This window comes from Cohnella sp. 56, from assembly GCF_037963805.1.
Classification (GTDB): Bacteria; Bacillota; Bacilli; order Paenibacillales; family Paenibacillaceae; genus Cohnella.
Genome location: NZ_JAZDQE010000015.1, coordinates 1 through 19,227 on the forward strand (window position 1 = coordinate 1; position 19,227 = coordinate 19,227).

The 19,227-nt window shown below is 58.3% G+C and carries 19 protein-coding genes; 2 read left to right on the forward strand and 17 right to left on the reverse strand.

All coding sequences use genetic code 11. From position 1 onward, the window contains the following. Positions 1-257 (forward strand): transposase (locus VQ071_RS22420; RefSeq protein WP_340515588.1); only part of this gene is annotated, 257 nt, incomplete at its 5' end. 27 nt (positions 258-284) lie between these two features. On the opposite strand, the gene VQ071_RS22425 is transcribed toward VQ071_RS22420, so the two are convergent. The 4 genes from VQ071_RS22425 to VQ071_RS22440 are packed head-to-tail and all read right to left on the reverse strand — an operon-like array spanning position 285 to position 3,660. Next, positions 285-1,469, reverse strand: a complete 1,185-nt coding sequence (locus VQ071_RS22425; RefSeq protein WP_340516462.1) for an acetyl-CoA C-acetyltransferase — start codon at positions 1,467-1,469, stop codon at positions 285-287. After that, positions 1,466-2,143 carry a 3-oxoacid CoA-transferase subunit B gene (locus VQ071_RS22430; protein ID WP_340516463.1) on the reverse strand — a complete coding sequence of 226 codons (678 nt, stop codon included), beginning with the start codon at positions 2,141-2,143 and terminating at the stop codon, positions 1,466-1,468. The genes VQ071_RS22425 and VQ071_RS22430 overlap by 4 nt, the downstream gene beginning before the upstream one ends. Beyond that, positions 2,140-2,841 carry a CoA transferase subunit A gene (locus tag VQ071_RS22435; protein ID WP_445293329.1) on the reverse strand — a complete coding sequence of 234 codons (702 nt, stop codon included), beginning with the start codon at positions 2,839-2,841 and terminating at the stop codon, positions 2,140-2,142. The genes VQ071_RS22430 and VQ071_RS22435 overlap by 4 nt, the downstream gene beginning before the upstream one ends. A 33-nt stretch (positions 2,842-2,874) precedes the next feature. Then, a complete protein-coding gene (locus tag VQ071_RS22440) occupies positions 2,875-3,660 on the reverse strand; it encodes a 3-hydroxybutyrate dehydrogenase (protein WP_340516465.1) in 786 nt (261 codons plus the stop codon). 154 nt (positions 3,661-3,814) lie between these two features. On the opposite strand from VQ071_RS22440, the gene VQ071_RS22445 reads away from it, so the two are divergent. Beyond that, the gene (locus VQ071_RS22445; protein WP_340516466.1) at positions 3,815-4,705 is read left to right on the forward strand and encodes a LysR family transcriptional regulator; all 891 of its coding nucleotides are present in this window, start codon (positions 3,815-3,817) and stop codon (positions 4,703-4,705) included. On the opposite strand, the gene cntE is transcribed toward VQ071_RS22445, so the two are convergent. From cntE to VQ071_RS22510, 13 genes are all read right to left on the reverse strand, one after another. Beyond that, positions 4,656-5,858: a staphylopine family metallophore export MFS transporter CntE gene (gene cntE, locus VQ071_RS22450; protein WP_340516467.1), complete on the reverse strand. Its 1,203-nt coding sequence runs from the start codon at positions 5,856-5,858 to the stop codon at positions 4,656-4,658. The two genes, VQ071_RS22445 and cntE, sit on opposite strands and share 50 nt — an antisense overlap. 59 nt (positions 5,859-5,917) lie before the next feature. Then, positions 5,918-7,033 carry a cysteine synthase family protein gene (locus VQ071_RS22455; protein ID WP_340516468.1) on the reverse strand — a complete coding sequence of 372 codons (1,116 nt, stop codon included), beginning with the start codon at positions 7,031-7,033 and terminating at the stop codon, positions 5,918-5,920. A gap of 26 nt (positions 7,034-7,059) precedes the next feature. Beyond that, positions 7,060-8,667, reverse strand: coding sequence for an ABC transporter ATP-binding protein (gene nikE / locus VQ071_RS22460; protein ID WP_340516469.1), 1,608 nt, complete (start codon positions 8,665-8,667; stop codon positions 7,060-7,062). Between the two features lie 12 nt (positions 8,668-8,679). Beyond that, positions 8,680-9,513, reverse strand: coding sequence for an ABC transporter permease (locus tag VQ071_RS22465; protein WP_340516470.1), 834 nt, complete (start codon positions 9,511-9,513; stop codon positions 8,680-8,682). Then, positions 9,506-10,471: an ABC transporter permease gene (locus tag VQ071_RS22470; protein ID WP_340516471.1), complete on the reverse strand. Its 966-nt coding sequence runs from the start codon at positions 10,469-10,471 to the stop codon at positions 9,506-9,508. The genes VQ071_RS22465 and VQ071_RS22470 overlap by 8 nt, the downstream gene beginning before the upstream one ends. A 15-nt stretch (positions 10,472-10,486) precedes the next feature. Further along, positions 10,487-11,914, reverse strand: a complete 1,428-nt coding sequence (locus VQ071_RS22475) for an ABC transporter substrate-binding protein (RefSeq protein ID WP_340516472.1) — start codon at positions 11,912-11,914, stop codon at positions 10,487-10,489. A gap of 178 nt (positions 11,915-12,092) precedes the next feature. Beyond that, positions 12,093-12,890: a class I SAM-dependent methyltransferase gene (locus VQ071_RS22480; protein ID WP_340516473.1), complete on the reverse strand. Its 798-nt coding sequence runs from the start codon at positions 12,888-12,890 to the stop codon at positions 12,093-12,095. Then, a complete protein-coding gene (locus VQ071_RS22485) occupies positions 12,880-13,734 on the reverse strand; it encodes a Rossmann-like domain-containing protein (RefSeq protein ID WP_340516474.1) in 855 nt (284 codons plus the stop codon). Before VQ071_RS22485 ends, VQ071_RS22480 begins: the two co-directional genes overlap by 11 nt. Next, positions 13,731-14,993 carry an ATP-grasp domain-containing protein gene (locus VQ071_RS22490; RefSeq protein WP_340516475.1) on the reverse strand — a complete coding sequence of 421 codons (1,263 nt, stop codon included), beginning with the start codon at positions 14,991-14,993 and terminating at the stop codon, positions 13,731-13,733. The genes VQ071_RS22485 and VQ071_RS22490 overlap by 4 nt, the downstream gene beginning before the upstream one ends. Before the next feature lie 253 nt (positions 14,994-15,246). Continuing rightward, the gene (locus VQ071_RS22495) at positions 15,247-16,053 is read right to left on the reverse strand and encodes an ABC transporter ATP-binding protein (RefSeq protein ID WP_340516476.1); all 807 of its coding nucleotides are present in this window, start codon (positions 16,051-16,053) and stop codon (positions 15,247-15,249) included. Then, positions 16,053-17,084 carry a FecCD family ABC transporter permease gene (locus tag VQ071_RS22500; RefSeq protein ID WP_340516477.1) on the reverse strand — a complete coding sequence of 344 codons (1,032 nt, stop codon included), beginning with the start codon at positions 17,082-17,084 and terminating at the stop codon, positions 16,053-16,055. Before VQ071_RS22500 ends, VQ071_RS22495 begins: the two co-directional genes overlap by 1 nt. Further along, on the reverse strand, positions 17,081-18,118 hold the full coding sequence (locus tag VQ071_RS22505; RefSeq protein ID WP_340516478.1) for a FecCD family ABC transporter permease: 1,038 nt from the start codon (positions 18,116-18,118) through the stop codon (positions 17,081-17,083). Before VQ071_RS22505 ends, VQ071_RS22500 begins: the two co-directional genes overlap by 4 nt. Beyond that, positions 18,111-19,211 (reverse strand): iron-siderophore ABC transporter substrate-binding protein, encoded by a 1,101-nt coding sequence (locus VQ071_RS22510; RefSeq protein WP_340516479.1) that lies wholly within the window; start codon positions 19,209-19,211, stop codon positions 18,111-18,113. Before VQ071_RS22510 ends, VQ071_RS22505 begins: the two co-directional genes overlap by 8 nt. Between the last annotated feature and the right edge of the window lie 16 nt (positions 19,212-19,227).

Here is a 19,227-nt window from a genome sequence, read left to right on the forward strand (position 1 = left end):
GTTCCTTAGAAAGTCGTCGTGCTTTCTTGAGCGACCCGACGCATCGCATCCGGTTCCTGTACACACCCAAACATTGTTCCTGGCTCAATCAAATTGAAATGTGGTTCAGCATCCTCGTGCGTCGCTTGTTAAGGCGGGGGAGTTTCTATTCCACTCAACACCTACGGCAACAGATTCTTGATTTCATTGATTACTTTAACAAAACGATGGCCAAGCCTTTTAAATGGACATATGCAGGCAAGGTCTTAAAATGCTAATCGATTACTTATTTGAAGTTTCTTGCACTAGTTCCTTTCGACCAGGATTGCAACGCCTTGGCCTCCGCCAACGCACAGTGCTGCAATTCCCAGCTTCGCCTCTCGCTTCTCCATCTCATGAAGCAGCGATACGACGATTCGGGCGCCGCTCGCGCCGATCGGATGTCCAAGCGCGATCGCGCCTCCGTTCACATTGATTTTCTCCGGCGGGATGCCAAGCTCCTGCCTGACGGCAATCGATTGGGAGGCGAAAGCTTCGTTCAGCTCGAACAAATCGACTTCGGCCAGCGTGACGCCGGTTCGTCGCAACAAGCGGCGAATCGCCTCCACGGGCCCAAGCCCCATGACGGACGGGTCCAAGGCGCTGACGGCATATCCGCGAATTCGGGCCAACGGCTGAAGTCCTCGCTCGGCTGCCGACTGTACCGACATCACGATCATGGCGGCAGCCCCGTCATTGATGCCCGAGGCGTTTCCGGCCGTCACGGTGCCCCCTTCCTTGAAGGCGGGCCGCAATGCGGCGAGCCTGTCGACCGTCATTCCCGGCCGCGGGTATTCGTCCTGATCGAACTGTACGGCCTCGCCCTTTTTCTGAGGGATGGACACCGGGACGATTTCCGCATCGAATCGTTTGTTTGCCATTGCCAGCGCCGCTTTTCGCTGGCTTTCCTCTGCGAAAGCATCCTGCTCCGCCCGGGTTACGTGATAGCGTTCGGCGACGTTCTCGGCCGTGACCCCCATATGAACGTCGGCCATCGCGCACCATAAGCCATCCCGGATCATCGAATCCGTCAGATGGCCGTCCCCCATCCGCAAGCCGGAACGGGCGCCTTTCAGTAAAAAGGGAGCCCGGCTCATGCTTTCCATTCCCCCCGCGGCGACCACGTCCGCATCTCCCAGCAGAACGGATTGCGCCGCGAGGATGATCGCCTGAAGCCCCGAACCGCATACGCGATTCACGGTCAGGGCCGGCACTTCAAGAGGCAATCCTCCCTTCAGCCAAGCCTGACGGGCAGGATTTTGACCGAGCCCGGCTTGAAGAACGTTGCCCATGATGACTTCGTCAATCTCTGCGGCCTTCAGGCCGGCTCTTCTCAACGCTTCTTGGATGACGATGCTGCCCAGCTCGGTCGCCGGAACCTCCGACAACGCTCCCTGGAAATTACCGATCGCCGTTCGCACGGCGCCAACGATCACCGCTTCTCTGTTCATTGGGCCTCCCGCAATCCGGGATCGCCGACGTCCGAAACGCCGGGACCGACGAGAAACGACGCTTCGGTGCGATCGCGGACTTCGTCCAAGGTGGCTCCGGGCTGCAATTCGATCAATGTCATGCCAACCTCCGTAAAATCGAACACGGCTAAATCCGTAATCAGACGGTGGACGACCCGACGGCCGGTCAGCGGGAGCGAGCAGCGTTGCTTCACTTTCGAATCTCCGTACTTATTGGCGTGCTCCATGATGACGACGACGCGCTTGGCACCGTTCACCAAGTCCATTGCGCCGCCCATGCCTTTGACCATTTTGCCGGGAATCATCCAGTTTGCAAGATCACCTTCCTCGGACACCTCCATCCCGCCCAGAATGGCCAGATCGATATGTCCGCCGCGGACCATGGCAAACGACTCTGCGCTGTCGAAATAGGCAGCGCCGCAGGCTGCGGTAACCGTCTCCTTGCCGGCATTGATCAGATCGGCATCTTCCTCGCCTTCCGTCGGATAAGGACCGATCCCGAGCAAGCCGTTCTCCGATTGGAGCATCACCTGCATATCCGAGGGGATGTGGTCCGCAAGCGAAGTCGGCATGCCGATGCCCAGGTTGACATACATGCCGCTGCGAATTTCCTTGATCGCGCGCTCGACGATTCGGGAACGAGAATCGCTCATCCTATACCTCCTGCCACCGGGCGTACCGTTCTCCGCTCGATCCTTTTATCGTAAGCCCCGCCCTGGACGACTCTCTGCACGTAGATACCCGGCGTATGAACCGAATCCGGGTCCAGCTCGCCCGGCTCCACCACTTCCTCAACTTCAGCGATGGTGATCCGGCCGGCCGATGCCGCCAAAGGATTGAAGTTTCTCGACGTTTTCCGAAACACCAGGTTGCCGAACCGATCCGCCTTCCACGCTTTGACAAGCGCAAAGTCGCCGACAATCGCTTTTTCCAGCAAGTAGCTCCTCCCGTCGAACTGGCGGACTTCCTTGCCATCTGCCACCAATGTGCCTACGCCAGCCGCCGTGTAGAAACCGGGTATCCCAGCTCCGCCGGCCCGCAAGCGCTCCGCGAGCGTTCCTTGCGGCACAAGCTCCACCTCAAGCGCTCCGCCCAAATACTGCTGCTCGAAGCTTTTGTTCTCGCCGACATAGGATGAGACCATTTTGCGAATCTGCTTGCTCGCGAGCAGCAATCCAAGCCCCCAATCGTCCACGCCGCAGTTGTTGCTCACGACGGTCAGACCGCGGGTGCCCCGCTCCCTGAGCGCCGCGATCAGGTGCTGCGGAATGCCGCACAAACCGAATCCGCCTACGATCAGCGTCGCGCCGTCCGGGATGTCCGCGACCGCTTCCTGCATTGAACCGACCATTTTATTCAAATGAGTCCGCCCCCTTTCTTGTGCTCATTGCGCGGTATACCCGCCGTCGATCAATAAGGAAGAGCCTGTGACGCCCTTCAGCATATCGCTCGCGATCAATGCCGCATAGTCCGCGACCTCACTGGCGGCCAGCAGCCGCCGCTGAGGGACGAGCGGGTATATCACTTCCTCCAGAACGCGATCGAGAGACACTTGCCGCACCCGGGCCAAATCCTCGAGCTGCCCCCGGACCAGAGGCGTGTCGACATAGCCCGGGCACAGGGCGTTTACGGTAATTCCGTGCTCCGCCCCCTCCAATGCCGCAACCTTCGTGAGTCCGATCAAGCCGTGCTTCGCGCTGTTGTATGCCGCTTTGCCCGCAAATCCGACGAGGCCGTTAATGGAAGCGATATTGACAATGCGTCCGTAACGCCGCTCCTTCATCATCGGAAAAACGTACTTGATGCCGATGAAGGCTCCCGTCAGCATCACCTTGAGCATCCGGTCAAACTGTTCGACCGGAAACGCCTCAATCGGCGCGACGTATTGCAAACCTGCATTATTGACCAAAATGTCCAGCTTGCCGTTCGCTTCGCGAAACGATGCCAGAGCTTCCGCATACTGCTGCTCGTCGGTCACGTTACATGGCAATCCTATCGCACTGCAGCCTTCGGACCTCAGGGCAGCCGCCGCGGCCATCGCTTTCTCACCGTCCAGATCGGCCAATGCGACCGTCGCTCCCGCTCCGGCGAAGTTCCGTGCGATTTCCAATCCGATTCCGCTGCCCGCTCCCGTGACAAAAGCGGTCTTGCCGGCCAAAAGATCGGTCATCCATTTCATCTCCATACGAAATAAAATCATCGTCATTTCAATTTCCATTGAGAGCGTTTACACCTTTCATTTTACAAGGCCGAAATTCCTAGGTAAAATTCATATATCGTATGGTTACCATAACAAATCGTTATCGTTGGCGGAGGGAAATGAGATGGATATTCGGAACCTGGTGTATGTACTCGAGGTAGCCAAACAGAAGAACATGACCAAAGCGGCTGAGGTGCTGAATACGACGCAGCCCAATCTCAGCAAGATCATTAAAAGCATCGAAGCGGAGCTCGGCGTGACACTATTCGATCGTTCTGGAAAAACGTTCAAACTGACCGACGTCGGCGCCTCTGCCGTCGGCCAATTCCGTGCCATCGTCGAATCCGTCAACGACCTGCACGCCCGCCTTCACGATTTTTCCACTTTGGAAAACGGGAGCCTGCTGATCGGCCTGCCCCCGGTGATCAGTTCGGTGTTCTTTCCCCGGGTCGTGGCCCCTTTCAAAAAAAAATATCCCAAAATCGAGATCCGCATCGTGGAACAAGGCGCACAAAAAGTCGAGCAGCTCGTACGTATCGGGGAACTCGATCTGGGCGTAGTGGTTGCCCCCGTTGAGGACGAACAGCTCGGAACGGTGCGTTTCATCGAGCAAAAGCTGTTCGCCGTCCTCAATCGCGAGCATCCCTGCGCCGACAATGCGTCGGTAAGTTTGGCGTCGCTGCGGGATGATCCGTTTATTTTGTTTCCGCAAGGCTTCTCCGTCAGAAAGCATGTCGTCCTTGCCAGCAGCCGTCTCGGGTTTGATCCGCCCATCGCCTTCGAGAGCGCCCAATGGGACCTGCTGGCCGAGATGGTCGCTTCCAACATGGGCGTGTCCTTTCTGCCGGAGGCGATATGCGCCAAAGTCGTAAATCCTGAAGTCCGGGTTCTTCCCTTGACCGATCCCGTGATTCCCTGGAATTTGCGGCTCATCTGGAACAAAGAAAGGTATCTCTCCTATGCAATCAAGGAATTCGTGCGTACGGTAGAGGCTTCATCACAACCGCAATACTGACGAGTACGGTTAATCCGGCGCCTGCCGCATACATGAAGCTGTATGAAAACCGGTCGGCCAACGGCCCCATCGCCACTCCGCCGAGCGCAATACCAAGATCGGCAGCGGCAATGAACCATCCGATCATGACATTGCGGGACTCGCCCGGCAAGACAAAGGTCAAATAGGACATAAGGGTCGGGTACAACAGCGCCTGCGCGATACCGATCAGAACGGCTGCTGCATAAAATACGATCGGTCCCCACGTTTGCGACAACGACAGCATCATTGCCCCCGCCGCCGCCAACAGGCAGACCGCGCCAATGAACCGGGCATGCCATTTGCCATCGGACGGTATTCGTTTGCTGTAAGCCCAACGGCAGACAACGATGACGGAAGCCTGGATCATCAAATACACACCTGCGTGTCCGTACAAAACTTGCTCGGCATACAAAGGAATAAACGTGGTGACTGCTCCGAACACGACAGAAACGGTAAGCATCAGCATACCGCATACGAGCAGCGGTCGCTGCCCGGAGAGCCGGCCGAACGCGCCGCGCAAACCCTTCTGCTGTATCGTCCCGCCCACTGGCGACCGGTCATCGTTCATGGGCACGCTGTAGCCAAATAATCCTGTGACCACCGCGATTGCAATGGCAACCCCTTTAAAGGCATTCATGCCTCCCCAATCCCAGATCCCGATAGCAACAAGCGGACCGACAATGGTCGGCATATACGTAAACAACGAATACAGCGACAAGCCCTGGGCACGCTGCTCATCCGGCAAGGCGTCGATGATGCTCATCTGAAGCGCCATCGAAAAAAAGGCCGTGCATATGCCCTGCATCACACGAGCGACTACAAAGCCCTCCAATCCTGTAAAACCATACAGGACAAGGGCGAGGCCGTTCACGATCAGCAAAATGCGAAGAACGATGACCGGCCCATGCTGGTGAATCAAATACCCTGCCCACGGGCGAAAAAACATGCAGGTGAACATGTACGCGCCCATAATCAAGCCGACCTGGCTATTGCTCGCCCCGAGCGACTCGCTCCGCAAAGGGATAATGACGCCCAAAATGGCATTGGCGCTAAAAAACAGCCATGCAAGTGCATAAAGGCGTAAAAATGGCTTGGTAAGCGCTTTGTCGTTTCCGGTCGTTCCAACAGTCATTGCAGCAACCTCCGGCCAATCTGCGGTGCATTATCGAACTGCCGTGCATTATCGAAGCATTAACGATGCAGGGGCCGCTTGCTTGTCTCCGCATTCATATTTAAGGTCGTCTCCGGTACATCCAGACTGCGAATCAAATCCGGCCGATAATTGGCGTGGTCGGCAGGGCGCAGGCTCCACGGCCGCAACAGCCGTGCCGTCGCACGAACCGATTCCACATCGGCGTCGATCGCGAACCCTTGCTCCGCCATCCATCCGTCATTGAACAACGTCTGTATGTAACGCTCTCCCCCGTCGGATACCATGCAGACGACCTTCTGCCCCGGCTCAAGCTCCTGGGCGAGCTTAAGCGCGACCAAGGCGCAAGCTCCGCTCGACGGCCCCATCAAGATGCCTTCGTGACGGGCAAATGCCCGCGCGGCGAGAAATGCCTGCGCATCCGTTATTTTGTAGGCGCAATCGATATCCGCTAAATTCAGGTTAACCGGCGTCCAGCTAAGACCGATGCCCGGGATGCGGTACGCCTCCGCTTGTCCGCCGAACACGGTAGAGCCCGCTGCATCCACACCGATAATCCGTACTTCTGGCGCATAGGTTTTCATATAGCTGGAGATGCCGCCTAATTGGCCGCCGGTGCTGACCGCCGTCACGAATGCCGCGATGCCGCCGGGGCAGGCCGCCATAATCTCCCGGGCCGTACTATGGAAGTGCGCTTCGCTGTTCAATAAATTAAAGCACTGGTCGGGACGGTACGCATGCTTTATCTCCCTGGCCAGCTTGTTCGCGAGCGCGATTCTCGTTTTGTGATAGCTGCCCGAATCGTCCTGCTCGGTTACGACGATGACTTCGGCCCCGAACCCTTTGATTAGCGCCAGATTGGCGTCCGTCGTCTTGGGATCAGCCAGAATAATGACGCGATAGCCTCTGGCTGCGCCGATCATCGCCAGCGATATGCCGAAGTTGCCGCTGGAAGATTCAATTATCGTGCCTCCGGGTTTCAGCCATCCCCGCCGCTCGGCCTCCTGAACGATATACAGCGCGGGGCGGTCCTTGATGCTGCCCCCCGGATTGGAGCGTTCATATTTGAACAGCACTTGACCTTCATTCGCTCTGTTCGTATTGGGAATGGCGATCAGCGGCGTATTGCCGATCGTATCCAATATGTTTGCGATCATGTCGCTTCCTCCTCGTAGCCCTGCCATCAATCCAGACCGATCTCCATATCGCCCGCGCATTTCAGCAGCAATTGCGTATACGGTTGTTTGCTTGCGTCCAGGAGCGCGTCGGCCTGCAATATTTCGCAGAAGCGCCCCTTGTTCATGACGGCAATGTTGTGGCAGAACGAGCGGAGTACACGAATGTCATGAGAAATCATGATGACGGCAAATTCGTATTGTTGTTGGAGCCGTCGGAGCAGCGCCAGTATTTGTGCTTGTACGTTCATATCCAGGGCGGACACCGCTTCGTCGCAGACGAGCACTTGCGGCTGCAGTACGAGCGCTCTCGCGATCGCGATTCGCTGGCACTGACCGGTGCTTAATTGAGGCGGACGCCTCCTTTGCACATCTCCGGACAAGCCAACTTCGTCGAGAAAAAACTTGCCCAGCTTCTCTCTTTCTTTTTTGTTCCCGATCCGCAAATATCGGAGCGGCTCCTGCACAAGCTCCAGCGCGGTGCGCGACGGATTGAGGCTTGCTCTGGCGTCCTGAAAAACAAGCTGAATTTGCTTGCACATCTCGCGCCGCGATTTTCCCCGCAGGCCGCCAATCTCGGCCCCGCGATACAAAATGCGCCCACCGCTTGGCAGCTCCAAACCGGCGATGCACCTGGCCAGCGTTGACTTGCCGCATCCGCTTTGCCCTAAAATGCCGACAATCTCCGCACGGTGCAGCGTCAGATCAACCGCGTGGAGCACCTGCTTTTTGCGATCGAAAATTTTATCGAGCCGCAATATCTCAAGCAAAGGCTCGCGCGGCAGTGGCTGCTCGCTCTCCCGCACCGCTTCTGAAATCTGCGTACGGGAGGCAAGCAGCCCGCGCGTATAATCGGACCTGGGCCTCGTGAGTACGGTCCGGGTATCCCCGTCCTCTACTAGCGCGCCTTGATTCAAGACTATGACGCGATCGCTGATTGCATTCGCCACAGCGATATCGTGGGAGATCAACAGCACGGTCAAGCCGTGCTGCGCCTGCATCGTCTTTAATAAATCGAGCACCTCCTTCTGGCTGACCGTATCGAGCGCGGACGTCGGCTCGTCAGCGATCAGTACGGCTGGCTTCAGACAGAGTGCCAGGGCAAGACAGATCCGCTGGCACATCCCGCCGCTTAGCTGGAACGGATAACGCGCCAGAATATCGAGCGGCTCGGAGAAATTTAATGACCTTAACAACTTCACGCTTACATCCTGCACCTCGGCAGCCGAGGCCAGGCGATGATAGAGCAGGCTCTCGCGAAAATGCGCTTGGATGGTGAGCATGGGGTTGAGCGCCTGCTGCGCGTCCTGGTACAGCATCGCGATCTGTCTGCCGCGAATCGATTCCCAGGGCGCACGCTCAAGCGGCAAGTCAACAATGGCGCTGCTCCCCACCGTGATCGTGCCTCCGCCGATCCTGGCGGAAGCAGGCAGCAATCCCGTCAATGCTTTGGCAACCGTCGATTTGCCCGAACCGCTTTCTCCCAGCAGCGCGACGATTTCTCCCTTGCCCAGTTCGAACGAAAGGCCGTCTATCACGTTGACAACCTGGCCGCTTTGCGGATAGCCGACCCGCAGGTCCCGAATGCGAAGCATGGCCTTGGACGCGCTTTTCAACCTCCGCTCCTCCTACAACACCGATTTTTCATAAGGATCCAGCCGATCCCGCAGCCCTTCCCCGATCAAGTTAAAAGCAAGCACCGTCAGCACGATAAAAATAGCGGGGCCAAGCAAGATGTGCGGCGCCTGCAAAAAATGGTCGCGTCCGTCTGCCAGCATGCTGCCCCATTCGGGCGCCGGCGGCTGAGCGCCGAGTCCCAGAAAAGAGAGCGCCGCAATCGACAAAATGAGGCTGCCCAGCTCGAACGTCGCCAGAATCAATACCGGGCTGATCGCGCTCGGAAGGAGCTGTCGCCACATCAGAGAACCGTCCGATGCGCCGAGCACCCTGGCAGCCGCGAACGAGACGTTGCTCTTGACATGCAGCACGACGCTTCGCGTCACACGGGCAAAGGAAACCCACCATACCGAGACAACCGCTATGAGCAGGTGGACAAGACTCGTGCCGAACAGCGCTGCGACAATCATGGCCAGCACCATAAACGGAAAGGCCAGCAGCACGTCGATAAGGCGCATAAACATCGTGTCGAGCAGCGAGCCGCGATACATGCCGGCCAGCAGCCCGACGATCAGACCGATGGCAAGCGCCACGCCTAGAGCGGTGACCGAGGCCAGCAATGTATTTTGGCCGCCGTACAGCGTGCGGGACAGGACGTCGCGGCCGAAGCGGTCTTGACCGAGCGGATGCTGGATGCTTGGCTTCTCCAGCCGCTCGGCTACGTGCTGCTGCAGCGGATCGTAGGGTGCGAGCCAAGGCGCGGCCGCAATCGCGAGCGCGAGCAGACCGAGGATGACGATGCCTGCCGTCAGACTGATCGAACCTTTCATTTTGAGCCTATTCACGCGCTTCCTCTGCTCCTTCCCGATGAATCCGAGGGTCTATGAGCACGTAGACGACATCCACGAGCAAGTTGATCGCGATCACGATAGCAACCATGACCAGCGCATAGCCTTGAATAACCGGATAATCCCTCAGCAAAATGCTGTCGAGCGCATACTTGCCAATGCCCGGCCAGGAAAAAATGCTCTCGATCACGGCCGCTCCGCCGACGAGCGTCGTCAGCGACAGAGCAACCACCGTGACGAGCGGCAGCAGCGCATTGCGCAAAGCGTGTCTGACGACACGCTTGCGGTCCAGCCCTCTCGACAGCGCAGACAGCACATACGTCCGGCCAAACTCGGTCAGCAGATTCGCTCTCACAATTCGGATCAACTGCGGCGCGCCCATTAGTCCGAGTATGATAGCCGGCAGCCACACTCTCGCCAAGCCGGCCTCGCTGCTAATCTCATATATATGAAGCTTCACGGCAAACAAAGAGAGCAGCACGAGGGCGATCACAAATACCGGCGTGGACGATAGCCCGACGCAGGCAAACCGGATGACGTTATCGCGAATTTTGCCCGCTTGAAGCGCCGACACCGTCCCGAACAACAGCCCCAATGCGACTTGAACGGCTAACGCGGCTGCGGAGAGAATCGCCGTAGCGGGCAATCGGTGCGCGATCTCCGCTCCGACGGCCCGCCCCGTCTGAATCGACGTCCCGAGATCCAATTGCAGCAGACGCTTCAGCCAGGCGGTGTACTGTACGGCGACATTCCGATCCAGGCCGAGCTGCGCACGCAGCTCGGCTACTCTCAGCTCATAGTCGTCGGTATTGCTCATCGCGATGTCGGCGCTGTGTCCCAGCATCGACTTGACCGGATCTCCCGGAGCAAGGCGTATCAGAATAAATAGAAGAAGTATCGCACAAAACAGCGTGATGAACGCACCTAGCAGCTTCCGCAGGATAAGGTTCACCATACCTGTGCCCGCAGTTTATTTCGCCGCCAATGTCAGGTTGGCGTTTACGACATTTTCGAATTGCCGGAAATGGGCTTCGAACCCTTGCAGCGATTGGCTGACCGCCGTAATTTGCGGGCGTGGATACAAGCTGATGACCGGTGCCTGCTGCGCTACCCGCTCATTGATCTTGCCGGCCAGCTCGTGACGCGTTCCGTCATCGGATGCTGCCTGCAACGCCGACAGCCATTCGTTGGTCTGCGCGTCGTCATAGCCGCCGAAGTTCGCGCTCCCCTTGGGCCCGTACTGGCCGGACAACAAGGCGAACTCTTCGCCGAAGGTGCTCCACGCTTCGATGGAAGCATCCCAATCGCCCGACTCCCGCGCCGTCTCGATCAGGCTGTAATCCCCGTACTTCACTTCTGTTTTCACACCGATGTTCGTCCACTGATTTTGCAGCGCTTCGCCCAACGCCTTGTCGCCTCCCCAGGTCATCAGACGCAGCGTGAGCGGCTTGCCGTCCTTGTAGCGAATATGATCCGCGCCCAGCGCCCAGCCCGCTTCATCCAGCAGCTTGGCCGCCTGTTCCTGATCGAACCGGCCATACACCGCGTTGCGCTGATCCGCATAAGCCGGATTGGAGCTTAGCCAGGTCGTGACCGGGAAGCTCTGCCCCTCCGCCGCCAGCGTGACCAGCTCCTCCCGGTTGACCGCCCACGACAGCGCCTGTCTCACTTTGACATCGGCGAACTGCGGCTGTCTCAGATTCAAATAAACCGTCTGCGTATTGGCCGCCGGCGTAGCGGACAAGGCTGTGCCGGCATTGCCCTTGAACTGCGCCAGGCTCGTCACCGGTATGTTAAGCACAACCTGGCTGCGGCCGCTCAAGCTCGACAGCACCCTCGTCTGCTCATCCTTGATTTCCTCGAACACGACGCGCCGGATCGTCGGCTTTGTTTTCCAATAGCTGTCGTTCGCCTCCAGCACCAGCTTTTGCTTCGGGACAAATTCGACGACCTTGTACATGCCCGACAAGTCCATCGTGTCGACTGCATCCTGCTTCGCTTCCGCATTATGGATCAGCGTCTGGTAGTAGGACAGATTGAGCGGTACGGGCAGATGCTCGCGCGTCGTTTTAACCCGGATCGTCAGATCGTCCGCCTTGCTGAACGTTAATTCCTTCAGATAGGGCAGCGCCTGCAGATCGAGCGTCTTCGAGCGCTCCAGCGAAGCGATGACCGCATCGGCATCTATTTTTTTGCCGCTCCAGAAGCGAGGCTCCGGCCTGAGCTTGATTTCCCATGTGGAGGGGTCGATTTCTTTTGCGCTGTCCGCAAGCTCGGGCTGCACTTCGCCCGCGGCATTTACTTTGAACAATGCTTCGCCCGCTCCGATCAGACGCAAGTAGCTCGAAGTGAGCGGTTTGACGGGGTCCAGACTGGCTGCGATCTCCTGGGCTACCACGACCAGCTCCTGATTATTGTCTTTTACGGCGGCATCCGGCGCTTTGGTTTCCGTTTGATTCGAAGCATTACTGCAACCTATAATAGTTATTATTACGATTATTAAAAGTGCGAAAATACTCTTTTTCATATGCTCCCCCACCCTGCCATATAGCAGATCATGTATTGTGATAAGTAGGTCAGACGGCCTGCGCGATAATCTGCATGCGTCTTCCCTGAAGCTGCTCGCTGAACTCGAGCGGACGTGCCCGTTCGTAAATATCGATATGCGGAGCGGGTTGATCGAACAGATGGAGCACCCTGAATCCGCTCAAGGACAAGTAGAGAGCCAGCTCTTGCGGAAATAACAGCCGATGCCGCAGACGCTCGACGATCGGCGCTTGTCCCGGCACCGTCCAGCGATAATCGCGCAGCAGCAGTTGGTTGATCGGATCTATGCCGAACCGGGTGCTGAGCGAGATCATGTTCCCGCCGACTGTCGTCTGCTCCGTCAGTTCCTCGGTCAGCCATCGCTGTCCTTCCTGCGTGAGAAAAAAAGCGGCATTGCGCATGTCCATATACAGCAATCCGCCTGCATGGAGATGCTGCCGGAAGCAGCGCAGACTGGCGCGCACCTCTTCGTTCGTGAAGTTGTACAAAAAAGTGCTGCCTACGCAATACAAAGCGTCAAACTGCCGCTGCAACGAAAAGTTGGCCTGACTGCCGTCAACGAACGACAATCCCGGATAATGCGCTCTCGCCCACGCCAGCATAGGCTCCGAGTTGTCCAAGCCTACCGCTTCGTACCCGGCTTGATTGAGATAGGCGACCTCGCGTCCCGGCCCGCAGCCGACGTCGAGCACCGTCTTGCCGGCATTAAATTCGGCCAATATCGTATGTATGAAGCGCGCCATGCTCTGGTCGTGCTCCCCGTTGAATGCCAGATACAGCGCAGGGTTCGTATGCAGAAAATTGTCCGAGCCGGTATCAACCTCCATCCGCTCCCGCGCCTCCTCCCTTGCCTGCATAGCAATAGAGCGTCGACGGGCCTGCGCTGAATTGCGTAAACGGGAACGGTTCGGCCACCAACGCCGTCACGCCGTTGTTTACAAAGGGCGCTACGACTGCGCTTCCCGTCTGCGCGTAGACGGTGAGCGGGATTCGCCTCTCCCGGACACGCTCCACAATCCGATCGAACGTCCCGTTGCCGAGCGTCATCGCCGTACAGATCACATTGTCCGCGCGGTCCAGCACCTTCTCCATGTCCTTCTCCACAGCTTCTCCATGCTGGGTGGCGTCGAGCTGCAGATCGCACGGCAGACAAGTGCCGCCGCGTGTGAGGATCGCTTCGATGAGCGGATTGACGACGCCGATCAGCGCCACCTGCTGCCCCGGCAGTATGTCGGCCATCTCCGCGATTCGTGCGTCGCGCTGCCTTGCTTTGTGAATCGGCGTCCCGGCCTCGATCTCTATCGCCCGGCTGCAATGCACGGCATGCGGTCTGACAACGCCCAGATACGCATCCATAGCCGCGATCTGCACCGGACTCCGCGTGTCTCGCAATACGTCATCCAGAGGGCGGCCTGACAGTTGGCCTGCGATCTCGATGTCGAGCTGCTCCGCCGTATACGAGCAAGCCCCAAAGTAAGCCTCCGATCGCAGCAGCAAATAGTAATTGTGATACTTGATGCCGGAGGCGGGAAACTGGGTCGTCTGGTAGATGGCGGATGCGCCGGTAATCCACATGGATGCCGGGGGAGAGCCCCACTCGCCCTGCAAGATCGCTTCCCGCAATGCAGCCACGCTGCTGCAAGGCGAGGGGCTGTTCGTCGCATCCTTCATACGCTGTCTCCGCCGCCAGACGCATAGCTGAGCTTCAGTCGTCCGAGCGCCTCTTCCGCATACCGCCTGGCGTTCAGCCCTTCCTTGTCCTCGGCGATGACATGGCCCAGGTAGCAGGCGTTATCGATCGGAGCCGCGACGGTTTGGCCTGCGCAATCCTCGGTCTTGTAGCGCACGATGTGTTCGTCCGCATCCAGCGATTCGACGCCCTCGAGGTGCGCGATCGTGCCGCCTGCCGGGGGCACGAGGAACATCACGGCCGCGCTGGCGATGCCAATGTCCGAAGGCGTGATGTCCGGCTCCAGGCCCAGCGACAGCTCCACGAATGATTGAAGCATGTCGATGCCCGTCACGCGCCCGATCAGCTCCACGATGTAGTTGCCGGCTGTTCGCGGATTAATCTCCACGATGCGCGGGCCTTCCGCGGTCAGCTTCACTTCCGTATGGGCGATGCCGTGATCGATGCCCGTCGCCTTTAACGCGCTGCGCACGAACTGCACGACTGCCTCCCGCTTCGCCTCGGTCAGCTTCGCCGGGAACATATGCCCGTTTTCGATGAAGTAGGGCTTGCCGGTCACGGACTTGTCGGTCACGCCGAGTATTTTTGTGTCTCCCTTGTACGAGACGCTCTCGACGCTCACTTCTTCGCCGTCCATATAGGCTTCAAGCAGGTACACATGCTCCCGCTCTTGCTCTCTGAAATTAAGCGGAAACTCTTCAAGCGCCCTGTACGCCGCTTGCAGCTCTTCCCGATTCCGCACGAGGCTGACGAAGGCGCTGGACGCCAGGTCAACCGGCTTCAACACGAGCGGAAACCCGATAGCTTCCGCCGCATCCTCCGCTTCCTCCCAATTGCTCGCCAGCCGATAGCCCGGATTGTCCAGTCCCGCGCGGTCGAGCGCCTGGCGCATGAGATGTTTCTGCCGCACCGTTTTCACATCTTCGGGAAAAGGACACGGGAGTCCGAAAAAGTCCGCGACCTCCTTCACCGTCTCGATGTAGTAATCGCACACCGTAATGACGCCGTCAAAACGATAGGGCTGCAAAAAGGCAAACAAACCCGGCACGTCGTTCGTCTCGGCAACAAGAACTTCCTCGGCATGCCGGATCACCGGATGCTGTCCCGTGCTTGGCGTACCCTTGTAATGCTCCGGCTTTCGCGTGACGAAGGTGTACGTATGTCCCAGCGATTTCAGAAGCGGCGGCAACAGGCTGCCGCTTGCGCCTACCCAGCTTTCGATCATAAGCAGATGTGCCATTTGAACCTCCCCGCAAGATAAATGTCATACAAGATTGGCAACACCAATCTCTTAATAGTAAATATTACTATATGCGTTCAGAGTATATAGCACGCCCTGCCGCACTGTCAATTGCTGTATTTAAAAATTAAATGTTTTCCTGCCGCCCACCGCCCACCGCCCACCGCCTGTCGTTTGTCGTCTGCCGTTCACGCCAAGCAGCCCCAGCCCGATTGTTCCAAGGCTGAGGCTGCATAGCAACGCTCGATACGCTCTATTGCCGCTGAACATGATATCTCCCGATCGGGATGACCATGGGCGATCCCGACACCGGATCGTTGATTACCGTACATTCGAGTCCGAAAATGTCTTTGACCAGCTTGCTCGAGATGACTTCCGCCGGCGCGCCTTCGGCCACAAGTTTCCCTTGATGAAGCGCAAAAATATAATCGGCGTACCGTGCCGACAAGTTGATGTCGTGCAGCACCATCACAATCGTCGTCCCGTATTTGCGGTTCAGGTCGGTGAGCAGATCGAGAATCTCGATCTGATACGTAACGTCCAGATAAGTGGTCGGTTCGTCCAGAAATAAAATGTCGGTCTGCTGCGCCAGAGCCATCGCGATCCAGACGCGCTGCCGCTGGCCGCCCGACAGCTCGTCGATATGGCGGTTCGCGAACTCGGTAATATTCATGATCGTCATCGCTTCGGCCACGGCTTCATGATCTTTTTTGGTCCAGCCGCCGAGCAGCGACTGATGCGGGAATCTCCCTCGCCCTACCAGATCCGTCACCGTGATCCCTTCCGGGACAATCGGAGACTGCGGCAGCAGCCCGATCACGCGCGCCAGTTGCTTCGGAGCGATTTTGCCGAGCGGCCGCCCGTCCAGCGTCACATTTCCTGCGCTCGACTTGATCAGCCTCGCCATCGTCTTGAGCAGCGTAGACTTGCCGCAGCCGTTCGACCCGATGATGACGCTGATCTTGTTGTTCGGCACGACCAGGTCGACGCCGTGAATAATCGTCTTGTTCTCGTAGCCCGACACGACTTGTTCGGCTTGAAGCGTATGCGGCGCTTTCATTACAATTCTCCCTTTCGATTCATTCGGATCAGCAAGAAGATCAAGTATGGCGCTCCGAGCAATCCGGTGATGATGCCTACGGGGAATCTGTAAGCAAATGCGAACTGTCCGATCAGATCGGACGCCAGCACCAGGTTAACGCCGACCAGCCCCGCGGGAATAACATTTGAGAAGCCGACGCCGACCAGTCTTTTGGCAATAGGTCCTGCGAGAAACGAGACGAAGGCGATCGGACCTGTCGTAGCGGTCGCGATGGCGATCATGAATACGGAGCTGACGATCAGCACGATCCTCGTCCGATCTGTACTGACGCCGAGCGAAGACGCCGCCTGCTCTCCAAGCTCCAGAATGCCGAGATGTCTGCCAAAAATAATCGCGACGGGTACGCATAGCAAAACTGTAATAACGAGCGGCGGAAGCTGCTGCAGCGTGGATCCGTTAAGGCTGCCCGTGAGCCAGCGGACCGCGGCGGGAACGTCCTGCTCGGCGCTGACGAGCAGCAGATAGGAGATGACGGCGTCCAGCATAGCCTGGATGCCGATGCCGACGATGATGAGCCGGCCGATCGAGAACGAGCTGCCTCTGGACAGCACATAAATGACGAGCACTGTAGCGAGGCCCGTGATGACGGACGCGGCAGAGATGATGGCGCCGCTCGCATGAAGCACGGTGATGCAAAAAACGGCCGCGGCGCTCGAACCGGAAGTAATGCCGATAACGTTCGGATTGGCGAGCGGATTGCGCAGCATCGTCTGGAACGTATAACCGGCCACGCCAAAGGCAAACCCGGCGAACAGGCCGGCCAGCATTCTCGGCAGACGGATCGTATGCACCGCGAACGTCACACCCTTCAACTGCTCGCCCGTTAACGCCCGGATGACCTCTTTTACAGGATAGATCGTATGACCGAGCAGCAGCATGAGGCAGCACAGGACGACCGCCAGCAATGTCAGCAGCCCCGTAACCAGCGCCCAGCGGCGGCGTCTGTGACGTCTTCCCGCCATGATGATTGCAATCGTAGAATTTGTCATAAGGTTCGCGCTTTCGATTTGATGGCAACGATGATGAGGATGGGAGCGCCTATGAATGCAGTCACGACGCCGACCTCCAGCTCTCCGGGACTGCCGACGAGCCTCCCGCCCACGTCCGCGATTGTCAGAATAATCGCGCCGGATAGCGCGGACATCGGGATGAGCAGACGCAGATCGGGGCCCAGGACGAGCCGGACGATATGCGTGGCGATCAGCCCGATGAATCCGATCGGGCCTGCCAGCGCCGTCGTCACGCCGCACAGCAGCACGCCGGCCATCGCCGCGGACAGCCGCAGCGTCCCGGTGCGGACGCCGAGGCCGGTCGCGGCGTCGTCCCCGAGCGCCAGCGCATTAAGCGCAGGTGCGACGAGGATAGCGACCAGCATGCCGACCAGCAGGAACGGCACAAACGTCCCGATACCGCTCCAGCTTGCCGAACCTACGCTCCCCACCTGCCAGAATCTGAACTGATCCATGACATAGGAGCGAGGGATCATGATCGCCGTGACCAACGACGACAGGGCGGCGCTCGTCGCCGCCCCTGCCAGCACAAGCTTGATGGGCGTGGCGCCGCCACGCCCCATCGAACCGATGCCGAATACGAACACCGCGGTGATCGCCGCCCCTGCCACGGCAAGCCATATGTATTGATTGGCCGTGCTGATATGCAGGAACGCGATGCCGCATACGACGAACAAGGACGCTCCCATGTTGACGCCCAGTATGCTCGGGTCGGCGATCGGGTTGCGCGTGACCGACTGCATGAGCGAGCCGGATACGCCGAGCGCCGCGCCGCACAGCAAGCTGAAGACCGTGCGGGAAATGCGCTTGCGAACGACGTCGGCGCCGAAGGAGTCGGCGGCCGGATGGAATAAGCCGTCCATCAGCTCGTGAACACCTACCATCCGGGAGCCGAACGCCAGCGAGGCTGCCGCGCATACAATCAGCAGCACGATGCAGACGGCCAGCACCAAGGCGAAGTGCCTTGGAATAGGCGAGTGCAGCCGTTCGTTCGCAGCCGTCGAACTATCCATCGATCTTGTCGATAGCTCCCGCAATCAGCTTCAGATAATCGTCGATCGTATAGGCGATCGAGAGCGGATTCGGATTGCCCGACGCTGCCAGCGGCGTACCGTTGCCGATGAACACTACCGAACCTCTCTTGATTGCCGGGATTTTGCCGAGCAGGGAGTCGGCCTTGACGGCTTGATACAGGCTGTCGTCACCGTAGCCGATAATAATGTCGGCGTCGTTCAGCGCGTCGGCATTCTCGGCGCTCAGGTTCAGAGAGTATGCGGTCGGGTCCGTGATCTGGCTCGTCACGCCCTCGGGATACGTCATGCCCAATTCGATCAGGAAGTCGCCGCGCGGATCAGCAGGCGTGTAGATGTGGAACTTGGACAAGTCCTTGGCCGAGAAGTTGGCCCAGACGACCTTTTTGCCCTGCATTTGAGGATAAGCGCTCGCCTTCTCCTTGATGAGGTTCTCGGTATCCTTGATCAACTGCTCGCCTTCCGCCTTCATGCCCATTCCTGTCGCGTTGTAGAGAACCTGCTCGCGCCACGTCGTCGCCCACGGCTTGGACTGATAAGGCACGACCGGTGCGATCTGGCTGAGTGTATTGTAATCTTCCTGTGTAATGCCGGAGTATGCAGCGAGAATGACGTCCGGATGCGAATCCGAGATCGCTTCAAAATCAAGGCCGTCCGTATCCTGGAAAATGTTCGGCTTGTCCACGTTTAACTCTTTGAGCTTCTGTGCGGTCCAGGGCAGCATGCCGCTATCGTCCTGAACGCCGTAGTTCGCCGCTGAGAATCCTACGGGCACTACGCCGAGCGCGAGCACGACGTCATGATTCGCCCATTGGATCGTGGCGACACGCTCGGGCTTGCTCTCGATGACCGTCTCGCCAAAAGCATGCTTGATGACGATCGGATATTGCGCCGATGCCTGATCCTGCGAAGCCGTCGCTTCGACGCTTGCCGTGGCGCTTGCAGTGGCGCTTGCCGTCGAGGCAGCCGCAGACGAAGACGCCGAATTCGAATTTTGGCTGCCGCAGCCCGTCAGTGCCAATGCGAGCAAACCTGTGATCATTGCCGGTAGTACGAACTTCTTTCTTGCGTTCATTTGAGTCCCCTGCCTT

Bases quoted from the DNA above. Each gene is read 5' to 3' on its own strand.
- VQ071_RS22435 (WP_445293329.1), bottom strand. From the start codon at position 2,841: ATGGTCGGTTCAATGCAGGAAGCGGTCGCGGACATCCCGGACGGCGCG.
- VQ071_RS22495 (WP_340516476.1), bottom strand. From the start codon at position 16,053: ATGAAAGCGCCGCATACGCTTCAAGCCGAACAAGTCGTGTCGGGCTAC.
- cntE (WP_340516467.1), bottom strand. From the start codon at position 5,858: ATGACTGTTGGAACGACCGGAAACGACAAAGCGCTTACCAAGCCATTT.
- VQ071_RS22445 (WP_340516466.1), top strand. From the start codon at position 3,815: ATGGATATTCGGAACCTGGTGTATGTACTCGAGGTAGCCAAACAGAAG.
- VQ071_RS22430 (WP_340516463.1), bottom strand. From the start codon at position 2,143: ATGAGCGATTCTCGTTCCCGAATCGTCGAGCGCGCGATCAAGGAAATT.
- VQ071_RS22470 (WP_340516471.1), bottom strand. From the start codon at position 10,471: ATGGTGAACCTTATCCTGCGGAAGCTGCTAGGTGCGTTCATCACGCTG.
- VQ071_RS22455 (WP_340516468.1), bottom strand. From the start codon at position 7,033: ATGATCGCAAACATATTGGATACGATCGGCAATACGCCGCTGATCGCC.
- VQ071_RS22505 (WP_340516478.1), bottom strand. From the start codon at position 18,118: ATGGATAGTTCGACGGCTGCGAACGAACGGCTGCACTCGCCTATTCCA.
- VQ071_RS22425 (WP_340516462.1), bottom strand. From the start codon at position 1,469: ATGAACAGAGAAGCGGTGATCGTTGGCGCCGTGCGAACGGCGATCGGT.
- VQ071_RS22510 (WP_340516479.1), bottom strand. From the start codon at position 19,211: ATGAACGCAAGAAAGAAGTTCGTACTACCGGCAATGATCACAGGTTTG.
- VQ071_RS22490 (WP_340516475.1), bottom strand. From the start codon at position 14,993: ATGGCACATCTGCTTATGATCGAAAGCTGGGTAGGCGCAAGCGGCAGC.
- VQ071_RS22440 (WP_340516465.1), bottom strand. From the start codon at position 3,660: ATGACCGATCTTTTGGCCGGCAAGACCGCTTTTGTCACGGGAGCGGGC.
- VQ071_RS22480 (WP_340516473.1), bottom strand. From the start codon at position 12,890: ATGGAGGTTGATACCGGCTCGGACAATTTTCTGCATACGAACCCTGCG.
- VQ071_RS22500 (WP_340516477.1), bottom strand. From the start codon at position 17,084: ATGACAAATTCTACGATTGCAATCATCATGGCGGGAAGACGTCACAGA.
- VQ071_RS22485 (WP_340516474.1), bottom strand. From the start codon at position 13,734: ATGAAGGATGCGACGAACAGCCCCTCGCCTTGCAGCAGCGTGGCTGCA.